General features: G+C 33.0%; 15 protein-coding genes. 5 read left to right on the plus strand and 10 right to left on the minus strand.

Features of this window, described 5'->3' with window-relative positions:
• The first annotated feature begins 54 nt into the window (after positions 1-54).
• The 4 genes from surA to sppA are packed head-to-tail and all read left to right on the plus strand — an operon-like array spanning position 55 to position 4830.
• Positions 55-1368 carry a peptidylprolyl isomerase SurA gene (surA, locus tag AC5LXI_RS13770; RefSeq protein WP_493442850.1) on the plus strand — a complete coding sequence of 438 codons (1314 nt, stop codon included), beginning with the start codon at positions 55-57 and terminating at the stop codon, positions 1366-1368.
• On the plus strand, positions 1361-2158 hold the full coding sequence (gene rsmA / locus AC5LXI_RS13775; RefSeq protein WP_493442851.1) for a 16S rRNA (adenine(1518)-N(6)/adenine(1519)-N(6))-dimethyltransferase RsmA: 798 nt from the start codon (positions 1361-1363) through the stop codon (positions 2156-2158). Before surA ends, rsmA begins: the two co-directional genes overlap by 8 nt.
• Positions 2159-2162: 4 nt before the next feature.
• On the plus strand, positions 2163-2981 hold the full coding sequence (gene apaH, locus AC5LXI_RS13780; protein WP_493442852.1) for a bis(5'-nucleosyl)-tetraphosphatase (symmetrical) ApaH: 819 nt from the start codon (positions 2163-2165) through the stop codon (positions 2979-2981).
• 31 nt (positions 2982-3012) lie between these two features.
• The gene (sppA, locus tag AC5LXI_RS13785; RefSeq protein WP_493442853.1) at positions 3013-4830 is read left to right on the plus strand and encodes a signal peptide peptidase SppA; all 1818 of its coding nucleotides are present in this window, start codon (positions 3013-3015) and stop codon (positions 4828-4830) included.
• A gap of 29 nt (positions 4831-4859) precedes the next feature.
• Here sppA and AC5LXI_RS13790 read toward each other — a convergent pair whose 3' ends face one another.
• The 5 genes from AC5LXI_RS13790 to moaC all read right to left on the minus strand — a co-directional run bounded on the left by AC5LXI_RS13790 (position 4860) and on the right by moaC (position 8785).
• Positions 4860-6680, minus strand: coding sequence for a sulfatase-like hydrolase/transferase (locus AC5LXI_RS13790; RefSeq protein WP_493442854.1), 1821 nt, complete (start codon positions 6678-6680; stop codon positions 4860-4862).
• A gap of 169 nt (positions 6681-6849) precedes the next feature.
• Entirely contained in the window at positions 6850-7548 is a 699-nt protein-coding gene (locus AC5LXI_RS13795; protein WP_110432624.1) for a Bax inhibitor-1/YccA family protein, read from the minus strand.
• A 53-nt stretch (positions 7549-7601) separates the two neighbouring features.
• Complete coding sequence (moaE, locus tag AC5LXI_RS13800; RefSeq protein WP_493442855.1) at positions 7602-8045, minus strand: molybdopterin synthase catalytic subunit MoaE; 444 nt, start codon at positions 8043-8045, stop codon at positions 7602-7604.
• A gap of 4 nt (positions 8046-8049) precedes the next feature.
• Complete coding sequence (gene moaD, locus AC5LXI_RS13805) at positions 8050-8295, minus strand: molybdopterin synthase sulfur carrier subunit (RefSeq protein ID WP_493442856.1); 246 nt, start codon at positions 8293-8295, stop codon at positions 8050-8052.
• 4 nt (positions 8296-8299) lie between these two features.
• On the minus strand, positions 8300-8785 hold the full coding sequence (gene moaC / locus AC5LXI_RS13810; RefSeq protein WP_110432621.1) for a cyclic pyranopterin monophosphate synthase MoaC: 486 nt from the start codon (positions 8783-8785) through the stop codon (positions 8300-8302).
• A 200-nt stretch (positions 8786-8985) separates the two neighbouring features.
• On the opposite strand from moaC, the gene priA reads away from it, so the two are divergent.
• On the plus strand, positions 8986-11154 hold the full coding sequence (gene priA / locus AC5LXI_RS13815) for a primosomal protein N' (protein ID WP_493442857.1): 2169 nt from the start codon (positions 8986-8988) through the stop codon (positions 11152-11154).
• 40 nt (positions 11155-11194) lie between these two features.
• On the opposite strand, the gene AC5LXI_RS13820 is transcribed toward priA, so the two are convergent.
• From AC5LXI_RS13820 to clpP, 5 genes are all read right to left on the minus strand, one after another.
• Positions 11195-11500 carry a ComEA family DNA-binding protein gene (locus AC5LXI_RS13820; protein ID WP_493442858.1) on the minus strand — a complete coding sequence of 102 codons (306 nt, stop codon included), beginning with the start codon at positions 11498-11500 and terminating at the stop codon, positions 11195-11197.
• Between the two features lie 152 nt (positions 11501-11652).
• Positions 11653-13521 carry a SurA N-terminal domain-containing protein gene (locus AC5LXI_RS13825; RefSeq protein ID WP_493442859.1) on the minus strand — a complete coding sequence of 623 codons (1869 nt, stop codon included), beginning with the start codon at positions 13519-13521 and terminating at the stop codon, positions 11653-11655.
• 129 nt (positions 13522-13650) lie between these two features.
• Positions 13651-16086, minus strand: coding sequence for an endopeptidase La (lon, locus tag AC5LXI_RS13830; protein WP_493442860.1), 2436 nt, complete (start codon positions 16084-16086; stop codon positions 13651-13653).
• 169 nt (positions 16087-16255) lie between these two features.
• Positions 16256-17521, minus strand: coding sequence for an ATP-dependent protease ATP-binding subunit ClpX (clpX, locus tag AC5LXI_RS13835; protein ID WP_493442861.1), 1266 nt, complete (start codon positions 17519-17521; stop codon positions 16256-16258).
• 20 nt (positions 17522-17541) lie between these two features.
• Positions 17542-18144: an ATP-dependent Clp endopeptidase proteolytic subunit ClpP gene (gene clpP, locus AC5LXI_RS13840; protein WP_493442862.1), complete on the minus strand. Its 603-nt coding sequence runs from the start codon at positions 18142-18144 to the stop codon at positions 17542-17544.
• Positions 18145-18157 lie beyond the last annotated feature (13 nt).

Raw genomic sequence — 18157 nt, forward strand, 5'->3', positions numbered from 1 at the left:
ATAAATTTATTGCGGTAAATTCAATGTCGCAACAACATAATGAGTTGAATAAATATGAAATTATTAAAACTATTTATTGCATTAAACTTAAGTATTAATTTAGTGCTCTTTACACCTTTTTCAGCAAATGCTGCTCCAAAAGTAGTAGAACAAGTTGCTGCTGTAGTAAATAACAATGTTATTTTAGAAAGTGATGTTAGCGATATGCTTAAAACGATCAAAGCTAGTGCCGATCCTAAATCTTTACCTAACGATGAAATTCTTAGACAGCAAATTATTGATCGTCTAATTGTTGAAAAATTAATATTACAAAGAGCGGCTAAAGCAAAAATTACTATCAGCGATGATGAAGTAACTGGTGCAATCGATAGAATTGCCGCTGAAAATGATATGACAATAGACCAACTAAGAAGCAGATTATCAACAATGGGATTGAGTTATAGTACTTATCGTGATCGTATTCAAACTGATATGTTAATAGAGCAAGCTCGTTTGCATGAAGTTAGACCTAGAATCAAAATTTCCAATAGAGAAGTTGAGCATTTAACCAAAACAATGGCTAATCAACCCACCAATAATATTGATGTCAAGATTAGTCATATCTTAATTGCTATTCCAGAAAAAGCATCTAAACAACAAATTGACAATGCCGCCAATAAAGCAATGGATATTGTTAACCGAGCTAAAAAAGGTGAAAATTTTGCTAAATTAGCAACCTCATATTCTAATGATGATCTTGCATTAAAAGGTGGGGCGATGGGATGGAAAAAAATAAACGAGTTACCAACTATTTTTGAAGAACGACTTATTCGCGCACCAAAAGGAAGTGTTATTGGACCTATTCGCTCAGGTGTTGGGCTTCATATATTAAAAGTTGAGGATACTCGTTCTGAAGCGCCACAAAAAATCACACTTCAAGAAGTAAATGCTCGCCATATTTTAATTAAGACTAATGTATTAATAAATGATCAGGTGGCTAAACAAAAGTTAATTGATCTTCGTAAAGCCATTACTAGCGGCAAAACAACTTTTGCTGCAGCGGCAAAAGCCAATTCCGAAGATACCGGCTCAAAAGATAATGGTGGTAATTTAGGTTGGAATAGACCAGAAATGTATGATGATGGATTTAGAACTGCGTTATTACAATTGAAGAAAGGTGAAATCAGCCAACCCATAAAATCATCTTATGGTTGGCATATAATTCAACTAATTGATACCAGACAAACTGACGGTACCAACTTGGTAAAAAAAGATCAAGCTTATCGACTTATTTTCAATCGAAAATTTGCTGAAGAAGCGCAAGTCTGGATTCAAGAACTGAAAGGTGATGCTTATATCAAAATTACAGGTGAAGGTAAGAATGAATAATCGTGTTCATCAAGGGCATTTTGCTCGTAAACGATTTGGTCAAAACTTTCTATATGATAATTATATAATTGAAAGTATTGTTGCAGCCATACAACCAAAACACGGAGAAGCCCTAGTTGAAATAGGACCAGGGCTTGCCGCGTTGACAGTACCTGTAAGTAAATTAATAGATCATCTAACTGTAATTGAGATTGACAGGGATTTAGTTAGTCGATTAGTTGAAAATCCTTTTTTAAAAAATAAAATCAGTGTGATAGAGCAAGATGCACTTACTTTTGATTTTAACCAGCTGTCCGATAGATTAGGTCAGCCTTTAAGAGTTTTTGGTAATTTACCGTATAATATTTCAACGCCATTAATGTTTCATTTATTTGAATATGCACCAATCATATCTGATATGCATTTTATGTTACAAAAAGAGGTGGTTACTCGTTTAGTTGCTGCACCTAACAGCAAAGATTATGGTCGCTTAAGCGTTATGGCACAGTATTACTGTCAGATTATCCCTGTTTTAGAAGTACCACCAACTTCTTTTAGACCCGCACCTAAAGTTGATTCAGCTGTGGTTAAACTAGTACCATATAAACAAAAACCGTATTTAGTTAATGATATTAGGGTGTTATCACGCATTACTACCGAGGCATTTAACCAAAGGCGTAAAACAATCCGTAATAGCTTAGGTAATTTATTTACGGTTGAACAAATTAGTGAACTCGGTATTGATCCAAATTTACGCGCCGAAAATTTGAGTTTACAACAATATTGTCTATTAGCAAACTCTTGGAAATAACCTTATGGCAAATCTAATAATTGGTGATATTCATGGTTGCTATGATGAATTTATGCGACTACTTGAAAAAGCAAGTTTTTCATCATCAGATACATTATGGCTAACTGGCGATTTAGTTGCTAGAGGACCAAAATCTCTTGAAGTTATTAGATTTGTAAAACAAAACAGTGAGCAAATTAGGTTAGTTTTAGGTAATCACGACTTACATTTATTATCCATTTATGCCAATGTTACTCCATCAAAAAAGAAAGATAACCTTGACGTACTCATCCATGCTGATGATTTCGATGATTTAATGAATTGGCTACGTAAGCAACCATTAATTCAAATAGATGAAAAATTAAAGCTGATTATGACTCATGCTGGAATATCACCCCAATGGGATCTTGAAACATTAAAAAAATGTGCTCAAGATCTTCATGTGGTTTTAAGTAGTGATTCATACCCGCTTTTTCTCGACAAAATGTATGGCAATTTTCCTGATGATTGGTCATCAGAATTACAAGGATTAGACCGATTACGCTATATTGCAAATGCATTAACACGAATGCGTTATTGTTACGAAGATGGACGGCTTGATTTTTACTGTAAAAATCATCCAGATGAAGCACCGTCAAAATTAAAACCTTGGTTTGCATTACCAAGTAAAATTCCTTCAGAATATAGTATCGCTTTTGGCCATTGGGCAGCTTTAAATGGAAAAGGAACTCCTGAAAATATTTACGCACTTGATACTGGATGTTGCTGGGGTGGAAAATTAACATGTTTACGATTTGAAGATAAGAAATACTTCAAAAAGAAAAAAATAGAAATTAAGAATTAAAAATAAAAAACAATTAAAGGATTATTTCATTATGTCTGTACTATCAGTTATAAAATCAATTTGGAAAGGTATTAACTTAATCAGAGAAATATTTCTTAATCTTGTTTTTTTAATTATTATTTTATTGATTATCAGTGCCATTTCATTAATTAAAGAAACAAAAAAGCAGGACATCATTCCACAATATGGCACATTAATTATGGATCTTGAAGGAGTTGTTGTCGACAATTCACTTTATAGTGATGAGGTGTATGAATTACAAAATAAAATATATGGTAAAAGAGTAAATCTTTCACGTGAAAATAGCTTATTTGATTTAGTGCAGAAGATATCACAAGCTACATCTGATCCTAATATTAACAGCATGCTTCTAAAATTGGACAATTTTGTTGGAGCAGACTTGAGCTCTTTACAATATATTGGCAAATATTTAGATAAATTCAAAGCAGCAAATAAACCTATCTACGCTATCGGTTCGAACTTTAACCAAAGCCAATATTATTTGGCAAGTTATGCTAATAAAATCTATCTAACCCCATTAGGTGCAGTTAATGTATTTGGATTATCCGCAAATAATTTATATTACAAAACATTATTAGATAACTTAAAAATTAACACCCATGTTTTTCGTGTTGGAACTTATAAATCAGCTATTGAACCATTCATCCGAGATAATATGTCTGAAGAAGCAAGAAGCAACACTTCTCGCTGGTTGAATTTAATGTGGGATAATTATCTTAACGACATTTCCGCAGAACGAAAAAAAGCACCAATACAATTAGTTCCTTCAGCTGAGAAAATGCTATCAGAACTAAAATCTGTTAATGGCAATATGGCTAAATACGCTTTATCAAATGGTTTAATTGATACTATAAGCTCTGAATTTGATTTTGAGCTAGAAGCTAAAATTAAGCAAAAAGTCAGCATATACGATTATCGACTTAAAGAAGATGCTGAAGAAACAGATAAAGAACCCAAAATAGCAGTCGTTTTTGTAAATGGAACCATTACTAATGGTGCTAATAGCAGCAATGTAGCTGGTAGCCAAGATATTGTTAAACAATTAAGAGATATTCGTACTAAATTAAATAGAGATAACATACAGGCTGTGGTACTCAGGGTAAATAGCCCAGGTGGAAGCGTTGATGCCTCAGAAGCAATTCGCAGTGAATTAGAAGCCTTACGTCGTTATCAAATCCCTATTGTTATTTCTATGGGGGGAATGGCTGCTTCAGGTGGATATTGGATATCAACTGCTTCTGATTACATCGTTGCAAGCCCAAATACAATTACTGGTTCAATTGGTATTTTTGGCATTGTTCCAACCTTTGAAAATTCACTTTCCCATATTGGTGTTTATAATGATGGTGTCTCAACCTCTCCATTGACAAATAACAGCCTAACCCAAAACTTACCTGATGAATTGAACCAATTTATTCAAATGAATATTGATAATGGTTATAGTACATTTATCTCTTTAGTAGCAAATGCTCGCAATATGACAAGCGAACAAGTAGATCATATAGCTCAAGGCCAAGTTTGGCTTGGCTCCGAAGCAAGTAAAAATGGTTTAGTCGATAAGTTAGGTGATTTTGATGATGCTATTGACATGGCTGCAACACTAGCTGATATTCCTAATTACAAAATAGATTGGCAAAAACCAGAAGGAAGTTGGTTCAATGCACTTTACTCAGATATGATTGCAATGATGCCAAAATCAGCAGCAGAAGTATTTTTTGAACAGATCCCTGAAATAAAACAAATTAAGCAACAAGTTTCACTGTGGGATAAATTCCAAGATGCACAAAATCGTTATATATACTGTCTAAACTGTGCCGATGTTAAATAATAAAAAAATCCACCTTAAAGGTGGATTTGTTATTTTTGCGTCTGAAAAAAATAGCGCATATTATTCATTGCTGCTTGAATTGTTTTATAATTAGGCGACTCATCAATTTGATTATTATGACAATCAAAATAATGGCTAATACCAAGACGATTAACAAAATAGATGTTATCTTTGGTTCTTACAGCATAAGAACTATAATTTGACATTAATAACCAATCTCGATCTGTTATTGGATTAAATAAATCATAACCTGTCGAATAATCAGTAATATCATTTTCCACATGTAGATAATGTCGCATTATAGTTGGCACCACATCTTCATGACTGGTAAACTTATTTATATTATCGCCTATTTGTTGAAGATCTTTTGCGCCCACAATAATAAAGGGAACTTTAGTTTGAGCATCAGTATAGTTACCATTATGCCCCCAAAAACCTAGTTTATTATCATTCATTTCTTGTGAATGATCTCCCGTGATAATAATCAACGTATTATTTAATGAACCAGACAATTTAAGTTCATCATAAACTCTTTGAAGTAAGTAATCATCATAATAAACACTTTGTTTATAACGATTAAAAATTGGTACTGGATCGCTATCATTACTTAATGTCATATAATTTAGATCACCGATTGGTTTGAATTTTAAACTAAAATCATTTGGAAAATCATAAGCATGTGGAGCATCAAAAAATAAAAATGAAAAACTCGGTTTGGATGTGTCTCTCGTTTTATACCAATCTATCCAATCATCAGTTAACTGTTTATCTCGACTAGATGCCATACCATCTTTGCTACTGATTCTTAGGTTTTTAATTGTCAAAAATGCCGTACGATCAAATTCAGGTGCTGTAACTTTAGCTGAAGTAAAGATACCAATATTGTAATTTTCTTTTTGCAAGGTTGTTATAAATAACGATGGGATTCGATTTCTTAAAAAAGCATCCCAATACGTACCAGGAATACCATAAAAAAGACCAAAAATACCAGTACGAGTTGCATTGCCAGTTGAGTAATGATTATTAAAAATTATTCCATTATTTTGCTTTACAAAATTGAAGGTGTTAGGGGAAATTTCTTGACTAAAAGTATCATAACGCCATGAATCTAATACAATAAACATAATATTAGGTGTTGTTTTATTATCAGGATTAATCAAAAGTTCATTTTTAGGATAATAGATAGTTGCATGTTGATTCTCCCTTTCTATAAGCGTTTTACGTTGCCCCGATTTATCAAAAAATCCCATTATCTTTTTTGAAGTAAATGGACGATATAATGGAATATATTCTTTAACAATCATGATGGGTGAATACGCATAATAAAATGCAACCATATGGACTAAATGACTAATAAAAAAACAGCTTAAAAGAAATACTGTCGATATGACTAATGTTCTAGATTGCACACCATTTTTGTTAAACTTGTTATCTAATAAATAAATAATTATATACTCTGCCCCAAAAGATACCAGTATTAATAAAAACACTAAAACATAAGTGAAAGTTGAAAAATCGACAACTTGACCCGAAAAAACCATTGATAATACCGACTCATTGATATGGAATCGATATTGTTGAAAGACGATGGTATCAATGTACAATACAATTTGTAATAAACAGAATATAGCAGCTAAACAGACATTACTTGAAGTTTTATTTATCCACATAAGCGGAATACACAAAACAAAAAGAAATAAATAAACCGAGAAAAAATGCCCTAACACGGCGAATACAGAAAAAAGCCCCCCATCCCAACTAAACGATGCACCAGGTACACAAAAATATCGGATTGCTATTATTGATGAAATTAAAATATTTACTAACATAAACCAATAAAGCTTTTTCATAGAAATCCATTAAGTAAAAGGATGAAGATTATTTAATAATAATGTTTTTTTTATTTTGAGTTAGAACTTTCCTCAAAATTTTTAACAAAAAAACAATAAGTGTGTAGAGATTAATATAAACTTAACAAAAAGGACTCTTTGTAGAGCCCCTTAATAACACTATGAACGGTTATCTTCGATCCGCAAATATTCGAAGTAACATGATAAATAAATTAATAAAGTCAAGATAGAGTGTTAATGCACCTAATATCACATAACGCCTGAACATATTTTGGTCATCTTGTGATAAGTTGACACCAAATTCTTTAAGTTTTTGCGTATCATAAGCGGTTAATCCGGCAAAGACGAATACGCCAATATAGGTTATAGCCCACATTAGAGGTGCACTTTGCAAAAATATATTAACTAGGGAGGCGATAACAATACCAATTAATCCCATGAATAAAAAGCTACCTAAACCAGATAAATTACGTTTAGTGGTATAGCCATAAACAGCTAATGCACTAAACATTCCAGCAGTTATGAAAAAGACACTGGCAATGGAAGACGACGTATAATAAAGAAAATATATAGAAAAAGTACAACCATTTAGAACTGAATAAAGCATAAATAAAGTAGTTGCTGTAGCACCAGATAAACGGTTAATCATTCCTGAAATAGCAAAAACTAAGCCAATTTCAGCAATCAAAAGCACCCACATTATACGCGCTAAAAACATAACAAGCTGATAATTATTTGATGCAAACCAAGCAACAAATGCAGTTAAAAGTAAACCAACAGCCATCCATCCATACACATGACTCATATATGTTTGGATGCGACTACCAGTCTGTTCTATAATTGAATCATTCGGGTTATAACTAGACATATCCTTCCTCTTATAAAAATAACATAACAACCGTATTATATATTAAATAAGGATTAATACCATTTCTTCAAGGCATTTAAATCGGATTCCTTTGCTTTTACCCAATTTTCTCCACTAGGGGTCTTTTCTTTCTTCCAAAATGGCGCCTCGTTTTTTAATACATCCATAATAAACTCTGTAGCCACAAAAGCATCACTACGATGAGCTGCGCTCACTCCGACAAACACAATACTCTCATTTGCATAAATTTTACCGACACGATGGGCTATGGCTACTCGATTAATCGACCATCTATCTCTAGCTTGATTAATAATGTTGTATAACACTTTTTCAGTCATTTCAGGGTAGTGTTCTAACGTTAGACTAATAACTTGATTTTCAAAACTACGCACCTTGCCCATAAACGTCACAACTGCACCATCTGCGGGTGATTCATAAAGCCAAGTGATCAATGAATTCACATCGATGGGAGATTGGTTAACTTGGATAATATTCATATTGTTAACCGCCTGTTACTGGAGGGAAAAAGGCAATTTCATCTCCCTCTTTGATAATATAATCGTAGCCAACTAAAGTGTGATTAACTGCACATAATACGGTTCTTTCTTTTAATGCTAATGACCATTTATCGCCACGTAAACTCAGCTGTTCTAGAAGTTGTGATATTGGCATTTGCTCCACTGTTAATTCAAGTCTTTCAACTCCAACCAGCTCTCTAATTTGTGCAAAAAAAATAATTTTATTCATACTATCACTGTGTTATTGCATTATATTCGCCCGATTTACCGCCAATTTTATTGAGTAATCGAACCTGATTAATGATCATATCTTTTTGATTAGCTTTGCACATATCATATATTGTTAATGCGGCTACCGAAGCGGCAACTAATGCCTCCATTTCAACCCCTGTTTGACCTGTTAACCGGCAAATAGATTCAATCCTAATACTATGATTTTCAAATATGGGTTCAATATTGACTTCTATTTTACTCAGAAGTAGTGGATGACAAAGTGGAATCAAATCCCATGTTCGTTTAGCAGCTTGAATACCGGCAATCCTTGCTGTGGCGAAAACATCGCCTTTATGATGTTTTCCTTCAATAATCAGATTAAATGTTTCCGCATTCATTAAAACGATGGATTCTGCCCGAGCTTCTCGTAAAGTTGACTGTTTTTCAGAAACATCAACCATATGAGCATCACCTCTTTGATTTATATGTGAAAATGAGGCTGACATTTTTATTTACCTTTAAATATTATGTTGTACTTTATTACTAAAGATAGCAAATTTTGTATATGGATACTACTATCCTATAAATTATCATATAAATAAAGTTTTTATATAGTTCACTTAGATATAATCAATTTATCTGCGTAAGTTTTGCGAGTTAAATAAAATCTGCGTACAATAGCAGTTTTTAATAATAGTGATTGTTAATGCTGATTGCTCATGTAGCCTTACCGGTACCCCTTTATCAACTGTTTGATTACAAACTAACCTTACCTGCTGAAATTGGTATGCGGGTTAAAGTGCCTTTTGGTAAACGGGAGATGATTGGTATCATCGTTAAAATTGATCAGCACACAACTTTCGATATTGAAAATTTAAAAGCAATTACCTCAGTTATCGATGGCAAAAAACTCTTTTCGCAAACAATTTGGCAATTATTAAATTGGGCGACAGGTTATTATCATTTTCCAATTGGTGAAGTCATGTTTCATGCCATGCCTGTTCTATTAAGGCAAGGTCGTCAAGCTATTAAAGATGATATAAAACAGTGGCAATTAACACCTCAAGGGAGACAAATTGATTTAGACCAATTATCACGCACACCGAGACAAAAGTTATTATTATCTTCGCTTAGAAACAATGGTTTAAATGAAAGTGAATTTAGTCCGAATATTTTCCAGGAATTACAAAAAAAGCAGCTTATTGAATTAGTCCATCGTCAACGGGACAAAATTTGCTGGCAAACAAATTATTCAACCAATCCAACGTCGATTCAATTAAATGATGAACAATCTAATGCCATAGTGACCATTAATAAACAAAATAAACAATTCGGTGTATTCTTACTTGATGGCATAACGGGTTCTGGCAAGACTGAAGTTTATTTGAATATAATTGCAGATGTTTTATCGCAAGGTAAACAAGCTTTAGTTTTGGTTCCTGAAATTGGTTTGACACCTCAAACAATTAAGCGTTTTAAGCAGCGCTTTAATGCCCCGATTGATATTTTACATTCAGGTTTAACAGATAAAGAACGTTTAGACGTTTGGTTAAGAAGTAAAGATGGTGAAAATGCCATTGTCGTTGGTACCCGATCTTCGCTTTTTACACCCTTCAAGGATTTAGGTATCATTATTATCGATGAAGAACATGATAATTCTTACAAACAACAAGAAGGATGGCGTTATAATGCTAGAGACTTGGCAATCATTCGAGCAAAAATTGAAAATATACCCATCATTTTAGGTTCCGCAACACCTTCGCTTGAGACCATTAACAATGCGCAAACCAATAAATACCAACAACTCAAGCTTACGCAAAGAGCAGGTAGTGCCAACTTAGCTAAACAATCTATTTTAGATATTCGCGGTATGGTGCTAGCTTCTGGGTTATCTCAACCACTTATAGAACAGATAAAAGCACACTTAAATAATAATAATCAAGTCATGTTATTCCTTAATCGTAGAGGATTTGCACCATTAATAATTTGTCATGATTGTGGTTGGATTGCAGAATGTCCACGTTGTGATCGCCCTTATACGTTTCATAAAAAACAAAATAAACTCATTTGTCATTATTGTGATACACCACGAGAAGTACCAAAACAGTGCCCAAAATGTGGCTCAACCCAACTGCTACCTATTGGATTTGGAACTGAGCAGCTTGAAAAACAACTTAATATACTGTTTCCGAATATAAAAGTTACGCGTATTGATCGTGATACAATAACTAAAAGAGATGCATTAAATAACTATTTAAATGATATTCATAAAGGTGGGGCCCATATCCTAGTTGGTACACAAATTTTAGCTAAAGGTCATCACTTTCCCGATGTGACTTTAGTCGGGATTGTTGACGTTGATGGCGCTTTATTTTCAAGTGATTTCAGAGCAACAGAAAAATTTGCACAAATCTATACTCAAGTCTCAGGTCGAGCTGGTCGTGAAACAAAAGCAGGCGAGGTTATTCTACAAACCTATCATCCAGAACATCCTTTATTAAATATTTTATTAAATGAGGGTTATCAAGCATTTGCAAAACAAACCTTAATTGAACGTCAACAAACCTTATTACCACCATTTAGCTATCAGGTCCTAATTCGTGCTGCCGATCGCAATAATTTACAAGCACCAACATTTTTACAGCGGATCCATGATTGGTTAAATTCTAATTATGACCATAATCTATGGCAACTTGGCCCAATGCTAGCAAGTCAACCTAAAAAAGCTGGTTATAATCGTTGGCAATTATTGTTACAACATACTAATAGACAATTATTACAGCAAATATTAGATGAACTACTAACAGTTATTGAACAGTGGAGTGATTCATCAAAAGTGAAATGGAGTATTGATGTTGATCCGATTGATAATTAAAAAAATCTTCCAACAGCTTATTTGTTGGAAGATAGAATAATTACAATTTGATTTTCTCTATATTTTTATCGAGCGTTGCTTGACCGATACCTGAAACCTCCTTCAATTGTTCTACAGAGACAAAAGGACCAAATTTTTCTCGATATTCTACGATTTTCTGAGCTTTGCTCATCCCAATACCAGTTAATACTTTACTTAATTCTTCAGCGGTTGCAGTATTGATATTAACTTGTATAACTTGTATCTGCTCTTGCTTGGTAGCGACTTCAGTTTTTGAATCAGCAAAACTAATAGTTGAAAAAAGTAGCGATGAGAATAAAAAGCATAATAGTGTAAAGACTTTCATTTAAATTAACTCCAAAATAATTATGCAACTAAATGTGCATAACCACTATCTCATGGAATTAATCAGTTAAATTTTGATAATCACAAAAATGCGAAAAGCCACCAAAGTGGCTTCTCTTATTTTAGTTTTTCGCAAAAAAATATCGATCTTTATCACATATTTGGATCAGGCATGATTTCAATCTTCGCTTTAGAACGAATATCATTACCAAGATAGTAATAAGTATCTGCAATAGATAATGGTAATAATTCTGCCGAAATATCATGATATTCTTTAGGTGTATTGACATTAACTAAAGAGACAATATAAGCGGTATTATTTTCTAAAAACTCTACGCTAAAAGGATTTGATTTAACCCCTGGAATTGGTGGTTCCAAATCAAAAACCATATCTACCACTTTTTTATCTAACTCTTTAGAATCTCTATGTAAAACATATCTATTACTAAAGTTTATTTTAGCTGATTTTCCGTTGGTATTTAATTCAGTTAACAGGCTATCAACAGTTCCTTTAAAACGATTTTTAATTATATCATTAGATAATTTTTTATTAATTGTTTTTTTAACTTCATCAAACGGAGCTATCCCTTCAGGGCGATAGTCAGTAACTTGAATAACAAAATCATAACTACCATAATTTCTTTCAATTGGAATTAAGTCTGAAATTTTTTGAGTAGGTTGTTCATTAGAAATCATTTCTTCACTAAATGCCAAATCGCTAATTTCAGGGTGCGTCATGATCGTAGTCATATCTTTATAATTTGTCCAATCTGTTGTTTCAACTCCAAGACCTGTATTTTCAGCTAACTCTTCTATAGATTTAGGCGATTTGGATAAAGCATCTTTGATTTTATTTTCAACACTATTAAATCCTTCTTGTAATTTTTGTTGGCTTAAGCTTTCTTCGATTAGGGTTTTCGCATAATTAAAATCCATAGTTTTAGAAGGTAGCTTACCATCAAGTTTAATTATAACGAATCCACCATCAGTAGGAATTGGTTGTGAAATTTGATTAACTGTTTTTAAGTTAGTTTTTTTTAAAAACTCAGGTAATGAATTGTCATCAACAAACCAGCCTAAAGAACCATTTTTACCATAAGCTGAAATATTATTTTGATTGAGATTTTCAGCTATCTTTTCGAAATTCCCTCCAGATGCCAACTCCTTAATTATGTTGTTTGCTTGTCCCTTATCTTTCAAGAAAATAGCACTGAAAGCTTTTTTTGCTGGATAGCTATATTGTTTGATATTTTTTTCATATTCTTTTTTGATTTCATCATCAGTAACTTTAATCGTTTTAGCGATGTTGTCTTTAGAATTATAAATAAACTTTAACTTAACTCGTTCTTTTCTGAAAAATTCTTTTTGATGTTCATTATAATATTTTTTTTCATCATCTTCAGTGATATTGATATCTTTCATATCATCTATTGAAGAATCAACCTTAGTTGCATAAATAGTTCTTGTTTGATTTTTTAATGGCATAATTTCAGAATCAGATGGTAAAACAAAACTAGTGTTTACTAATGCATCTATAACTTGTTCTTGTTGTAGCAATGTTTTTATTATTTTTGCATAATTATCAGGAGTGAAATTATTTTCAGCAAGTAAATTTAAGTAATTTTGATTATCAAATTTACCATTTACAAAAAAGTCTTTTTGTTGTCTAATAAAATTTTTTACGCGCTCATTACTAATTGCAGCATGAATTTTTTGTGAAAATTGATAAGCTAAATAATTATCGATTTGTTGAGCTAACACATTTTGTCGCATCATTTTAATAAATGAAGCATCACCACCATTCACATTACGCAATTCTTGTTTTACTTGTTTTTCAAATCCTATTCGACTGATGCCTTCTCCGTCAACTTTGGCAACATATAAATGCTCATCATTTGCGCTATTACTTTTGCCGCCAAAACCCAAAAATCCAACCCCGGTAAAGATAAAACATAGAATAATAATTGCAAAAATTATTTTAACAACAAGACTGTTTGCCGCCGTTCTAATTGTTTCCATCATAGCTTGCTATTCTCCATACACCTGAATTTTAATTTCGCAAGTATAGCACATTTGCCAAAATTGGCTATTATCTAATTAAGAGTCGGATAAAAAAAGCCAACACAAGGTTGGCTTTTTAGATTGTCTAATTTAGTTCAATCGAGTTGAAACATTAGCTGCGTTTTTAATTTTTTTAACAGCCTTTTTGACTGGTTGCTTTATTTTTACGTTTTTTTTAACAGGTTCAATACCAAATGGATTATTTTGCAATGCAACTATCAATACATCATCGATCCATTTAACAGGTTTAATATCGATTTCAGATTTAACATTATCGGGAATCTCTTCAAGATCTTTTATATTATCAATAGGTATTATAGCTGTCTTAATACCACCTCGATGAGCGGCCAATAATTTCTCTTTTAATCCACCGATTGGTAATACTTCACCTCGTAAAGTAATTTCCCCTGTCATGGCAACATCGGAACGTACAGGATTACCAGTTAATGTGGATACCAATGATGTACACATAGCAATACCTGCACTCGGGCCATCTTTAGGTGTAGCACCATCAGGAACATGCACATGTATATCACGTTTTTCATAAAAATCGTTATTAATTCCCAACTTATCTGCACGGGAACGAACAACTGTAAGTGCAGTTTGAATAGATTCTTGCATAACATCACCAAGTGAACCAGTATAAGTTAGTTTACCTTTACCAACAACGCTCATTGATTCAATAGTTAGCAGATCACCACCGACTTCAGTCCATGCCAAACCATTAACTTGACCGATCCGATTTTCACTTTCAGATTTACCATAATCAAAACGTTGCACACCCAAATAATCTTTTAAATTATCTTGAGTTACATTTACTTTACGCAAACGTTTGTTTAAAGCAAGTTGTTTAACAACTTTACGGCATATTTTAGCTATTTCCCTTTCTAAGCTTCGTACACCAGCCTCTCGAGTGTAATAACGAATAATGCCAATAATAGCTGAGTCATCAATATTAATTTCATTTGTTTTTAAACCATTATTATCAATCTGCTTAGAAATTAAATGCTGTTTAGCAATATTTAATTTTTCATCTTCCGTATAACCTGAAAGTCGAATCACTTCCATTCTATCAAGTAGCGGTGCAGGAATATTCATTGAATTAGCAGTTGCCACAAACATTACATCAGATAGATCATAATCGACTTCTAAATAATGGTCACTAAAGGCATTATTTTGCTCAGGATCAAGAACTTCTAATAAAGCAGAAGCTGGATCTCCTCGCATATCTGAAGCCATTTTATCGATTTCATCCAAAAGAAATAATGGGTTTTTAACACCAACTTTAACCATACGTTGGATTAATTTACCCGGCATTGAACCAATATAAGTCCTTCGATGTCCACGTATTTCTGCTTCATCGCGAACTCCACCTAATGCCATACGAACATATTGTCTGCCAGTCGCTTTAGCAATTGATTGACCTAATGACGTTTTACCCACTCCTGGAGGCCCAACTAAGCACAAAATTGGACCTTTAACTTTGTTAACGCGGCCCTGTACAGCCAAATATTCTAAAATTCGGTCTTTGACACGAGCAAGGCCATAATGATCCTTATCTAGAACTTTTTGGGCAGCATGAATATCTTTTTTTACTTTACTGCGTTTATTCCAAGGAACTTGTAACATCCAATCAATATATCCGCGAACAACAGTTGCTTCAGCAGACATAGCAGGCATCAGCTTAAGCTTATTAAGTTCAGATAGTGTTTTTTCCTTTGCCTCTTTTGGCATTTTTGCCTTAGTAATTTTTAGATTTAATTCTTCATATTCATCAGGTTTATTGTCTATATCACCCAATTCTTTATGAATTGCTTTAATTTGCTCATTAAGATAATATTCTTTTTGCGCTTTTTCCATTTGTTGTTTAACACGTTGACGGATACTTCTTTCAACTTGTAACAAATCAATTTCAGATTCCATTAATGAAATAAGCAACTCAAAACGTTTTTCTAAATCTGCTGTAACTAAAATCTCTTGTTTCTGTTCGACTTTTATAAATAAAGTAGCGGCAATGGAATCTGCTAATTGTGATGATTCTTTAATCAAATGAACTGAATCAACAACTTCTTGAGTGACTTTTCTATTAAGTTTGGCATAATCGTCAAAATTTGACAGCAAGACCCTTATCATCGCTTGGTCAATATTATTGGTTTTTTTAGATTCTTTAAGTGGTTTAATATTTGCAATTAAAAAATCATCTTCTTTTCGTTCGAAAATATCAACAATTTTAGCTCGAGCAACACCTTCAACGAGCACCTTTACTGTTCCGTCTGGTAATTGAAGTAATTGTAAAACATTGGCGATAGTACCGACTTCATATAAATCCTCGACATTAGGCTCATCTTGCGAAGGATATTTTTGTGTTACAAGAAAAACTTGTTTATCCATCTCCATTGCACTTTCCAAACAACGAATTGATTTATTACGACCAACAAAGAGAGGAATTACCATATGTGGAAATACAACAACATCACGCAATGGTAAAATAGGCATAATCATTTGTTTAGTTTGTTTTGTTTTCATTTTGTTCTCTCGGTAGTACCAACTTATCTTTCTTATATTGGGTTTTTTTTAAGATATTCAAGTTTATCCTGTTTTATTTTAAATACGTAGTACTATAAATGTATATACGTTCCTAACCTTTTAAATTAAATACTACTTACCAATTTAAATAAGGGTAATTGCTTATCTATTATGCAGAAAGTTCTGTATCTTCACGAAAAAACAATTTAGGTGCTTGCAAATTATCAACCGTTTCTTTTTCAACAAGTACTTTTTTGACGTTATGCATAGATGGTAAGTCATACATTGTTTCTAACAGGATATTTTCGACAATTGAACGTAATCCCCGAGCCCCAGTTTTTCGTTTCATCGCATTGATTGCAATAGCGTCTAAAGCTTCTTTAGTAAATTCTAGTTCTACACCATCCAATTCTAATAGAGCATTAAACTGTTTGGTTAAGGCATTTTTAGGTTCAGTCAAAATGTTAACTAAAGCATCTTTATCTAGTTCTGATAACGTTCCAATAACAGGTAATCTGCCGATAAATTCAGGTATAAGACCAAATTTGACTAAATCTTCCGCCTCTATTTGGGCTAATAACTCAGACTCTGTCGCTTTATTTTTAGTGCTTTTTACATTAGCACCGAAACCAATACCCGTGTTAGTAGATACTCGATTTTCGATAACTTTATCTAATCCACTAAATGCACCACCACAGATAAAGAGAATTTTCGAGGTATCAACTTGTAAAAATTCTTGTTGAGGATGCTTACGTCCTCCTTTAGGGGGAACGGAAGCGACAGTCCCCTCAATAATTTTTAACAAGGCTTGTTGAACACCTTCACCTGAAACATCTCGAGTGATTGAAGGATTATCTGATTTTCTAGAAATCTTATCAATTTCATCAACATAAATTATCCCTCGTTGCGCTTTTTCTACATCATAATCACAACTCTGTAATAATTTCTGAATAATATTTTCAACATCTTCACCTACATATCCGGCTTCTGTCAATGTCGTTGCATCAGCCATAGCAAAAGGAACATCTAAAAAACGTGCTAAAGTTTCAGCTAATAAAGTCTTCCCACTACCCGTAGGACCAATTAATAAAATGTTACTTTTACCTAATTCAACATCACTACGATTAGAATGGTTACGTAAACGTTTATAATGATTATAAACAGCAACTGATAATACTTTTTTAGCGCGCTCTTGACCAATAACATATTCATCAAGATGGGCTCGAATTTCGTGTGGTGTCGGTAATGGTTTACTAATAAATTCTTCATGAGAAAGAAAAGTCTTCGTTTCTTCTTTAAGAATATCGTTACATAGTCCGATACATTCATTACAAATATAAATAGATGATGGCCCAGCAATTAGCTTACGGACTTCATGTTCACTTTTGCCACAAAAAGTACAATAGAGTAATTTTTCTGAGTTTTCTTTATCCACTTTTTTCTACCTATTTAATATTAAGATCGTTTATTGTATATGGCATCAACTAACCCATATTCAACCGCTTTTTCTGCAGACATGAAGTTATCACGATCAGTATCTTTTTCAATTACACTAATATCCTGACCTGTATGCATTGACAAAATATTATTTAATCGACTTTTTACCTGTAATATTTCTTGAGCATGAATTTGAATATCTGATGCTTGCCCTTGAAAGCCTCCTAATGGTTGATGGATCATAACGCGTGCGTTAGGTAAGCAAAAACGTTTACCTTTAGTACCAGCAGTTAAAAGAAGCGATCCCATTGAACATGCTTGTCCAAGGCAAATAGTACTAACATCTGGTTTGATAAATTGCATCGTGTCATAGATAGCCATACCAGCAGTTACTACACCACCAGGAGAATTGATATACAAATAGATATCTTTTTCAGGATTTTCAGCTTCAAGAAAAAGCATCTGAGCAATAATCAAATTCGCCATATTATCTTCAACTTGTCCAGTTAAAAATATAATTCTTTCTTTTAATAATCGTGAGTAAATATCATAAGCTCTTTCGCCACGAGAACTTTGCTCAACAACCATTGGAATCACACTCATGTATGGTTCTAAAGGCATTTTCATCTCCTAA

Source organism: Gilliamella sp. LMG 34361, assembly GCF_984569075.1.

Bases quoted from the DNA above. Each gene is read 5' to 3' on its own strand.
- surA (WP_493442850.1), top strand. From the start codon at position 55: ATGAAATTATTAAAACTATTTATTGCATTAAACTTAAGTATTAATTTA.
- rsmA (WP_493442851.1), top strand. From the start codon at position 1,361: ATGAATAATCGTGTTCATCAAGGGCATTTTGCTCGTAAACGATTTGGT.
- apaH (WP_493442852.1), top strand. From the start codon at position 2,163: ATGGCAAATCTAATAATTGGTGATATTCATGGTTGCTATGATGAATTT.
- sppA (WP_493442853.1), top strand. From the start codon at position 3,013: ATGTCTGTACTATCAGTTATAAAATCAATTTGGAAAGGTATTAACTTA.
- AC5LXI_RS13790 (WP_493442854.1), bottom strand. From the start codon at position 6,680: ATGAAAAAGCTTTATTGGTTTATGTTAGTAAATATTTTAATTTCATCA.
- AC5LXI_RS13795 (WP_110432624.1), bottom strand. From the start codon at position 7,548: ATGTCTAGTTATAACCCGAATGATTCAATTATAGAACAGACTGGTAGT.
- moaE (WP_493442855.1), bottom strand. From the start codon at position 8,045: ATGAATATTATCCAAGTTAACCAATCTCCCATCGATGTGAATTCATTG.
- moaD (WP_493442856.1), bottom strand. From the start codon at position 8,295: ATGAATAAAATTATTTTTTTTGCACAAATTAGAGAGCTGGTTGGAGTT.
- moaC (WP_110432621.1), bottom strand. From the start codon at position 8,785: ATGTCAGCCTCATTTTCACATATAAATCAAAGAGGTGATGCTCATATG.
- priA (WP_493442857.1), top strand. From the start codon at position 8,986: ATGCTGATTGCTCATGTAGCCTTACCGGTACCCCTTTATCAACTGTTT.
- AC5LXI_RS13820 (WP_493442858.1), bottom strand. From the start codon at position 11,500: ATGAAAGTCTTTACACTATTATGCTTTTTATTCTCATCGCTACTTTTT.
- AC5LXI_RS13825 (WP_493442859.1), bottom strand. From the start codon at position 13,521: ATGATGGAAACAATTAGAACGGCGGCAAACAGTCTTGTTGTTAAAATA.
- lon (WP_493442860.1), bottom strand. From the start codon at position 16,086: ATGAAAACAAAACAAACTAAACAAATGATTATGCCTATTTTACCATTG.
- clpP (WP_493442862.1), bottom strand. From the start codon at position 18,144: ATGCCTTTAGAACCATACATGAGTGTGATTCCAATGGTTGTTGAGCAA.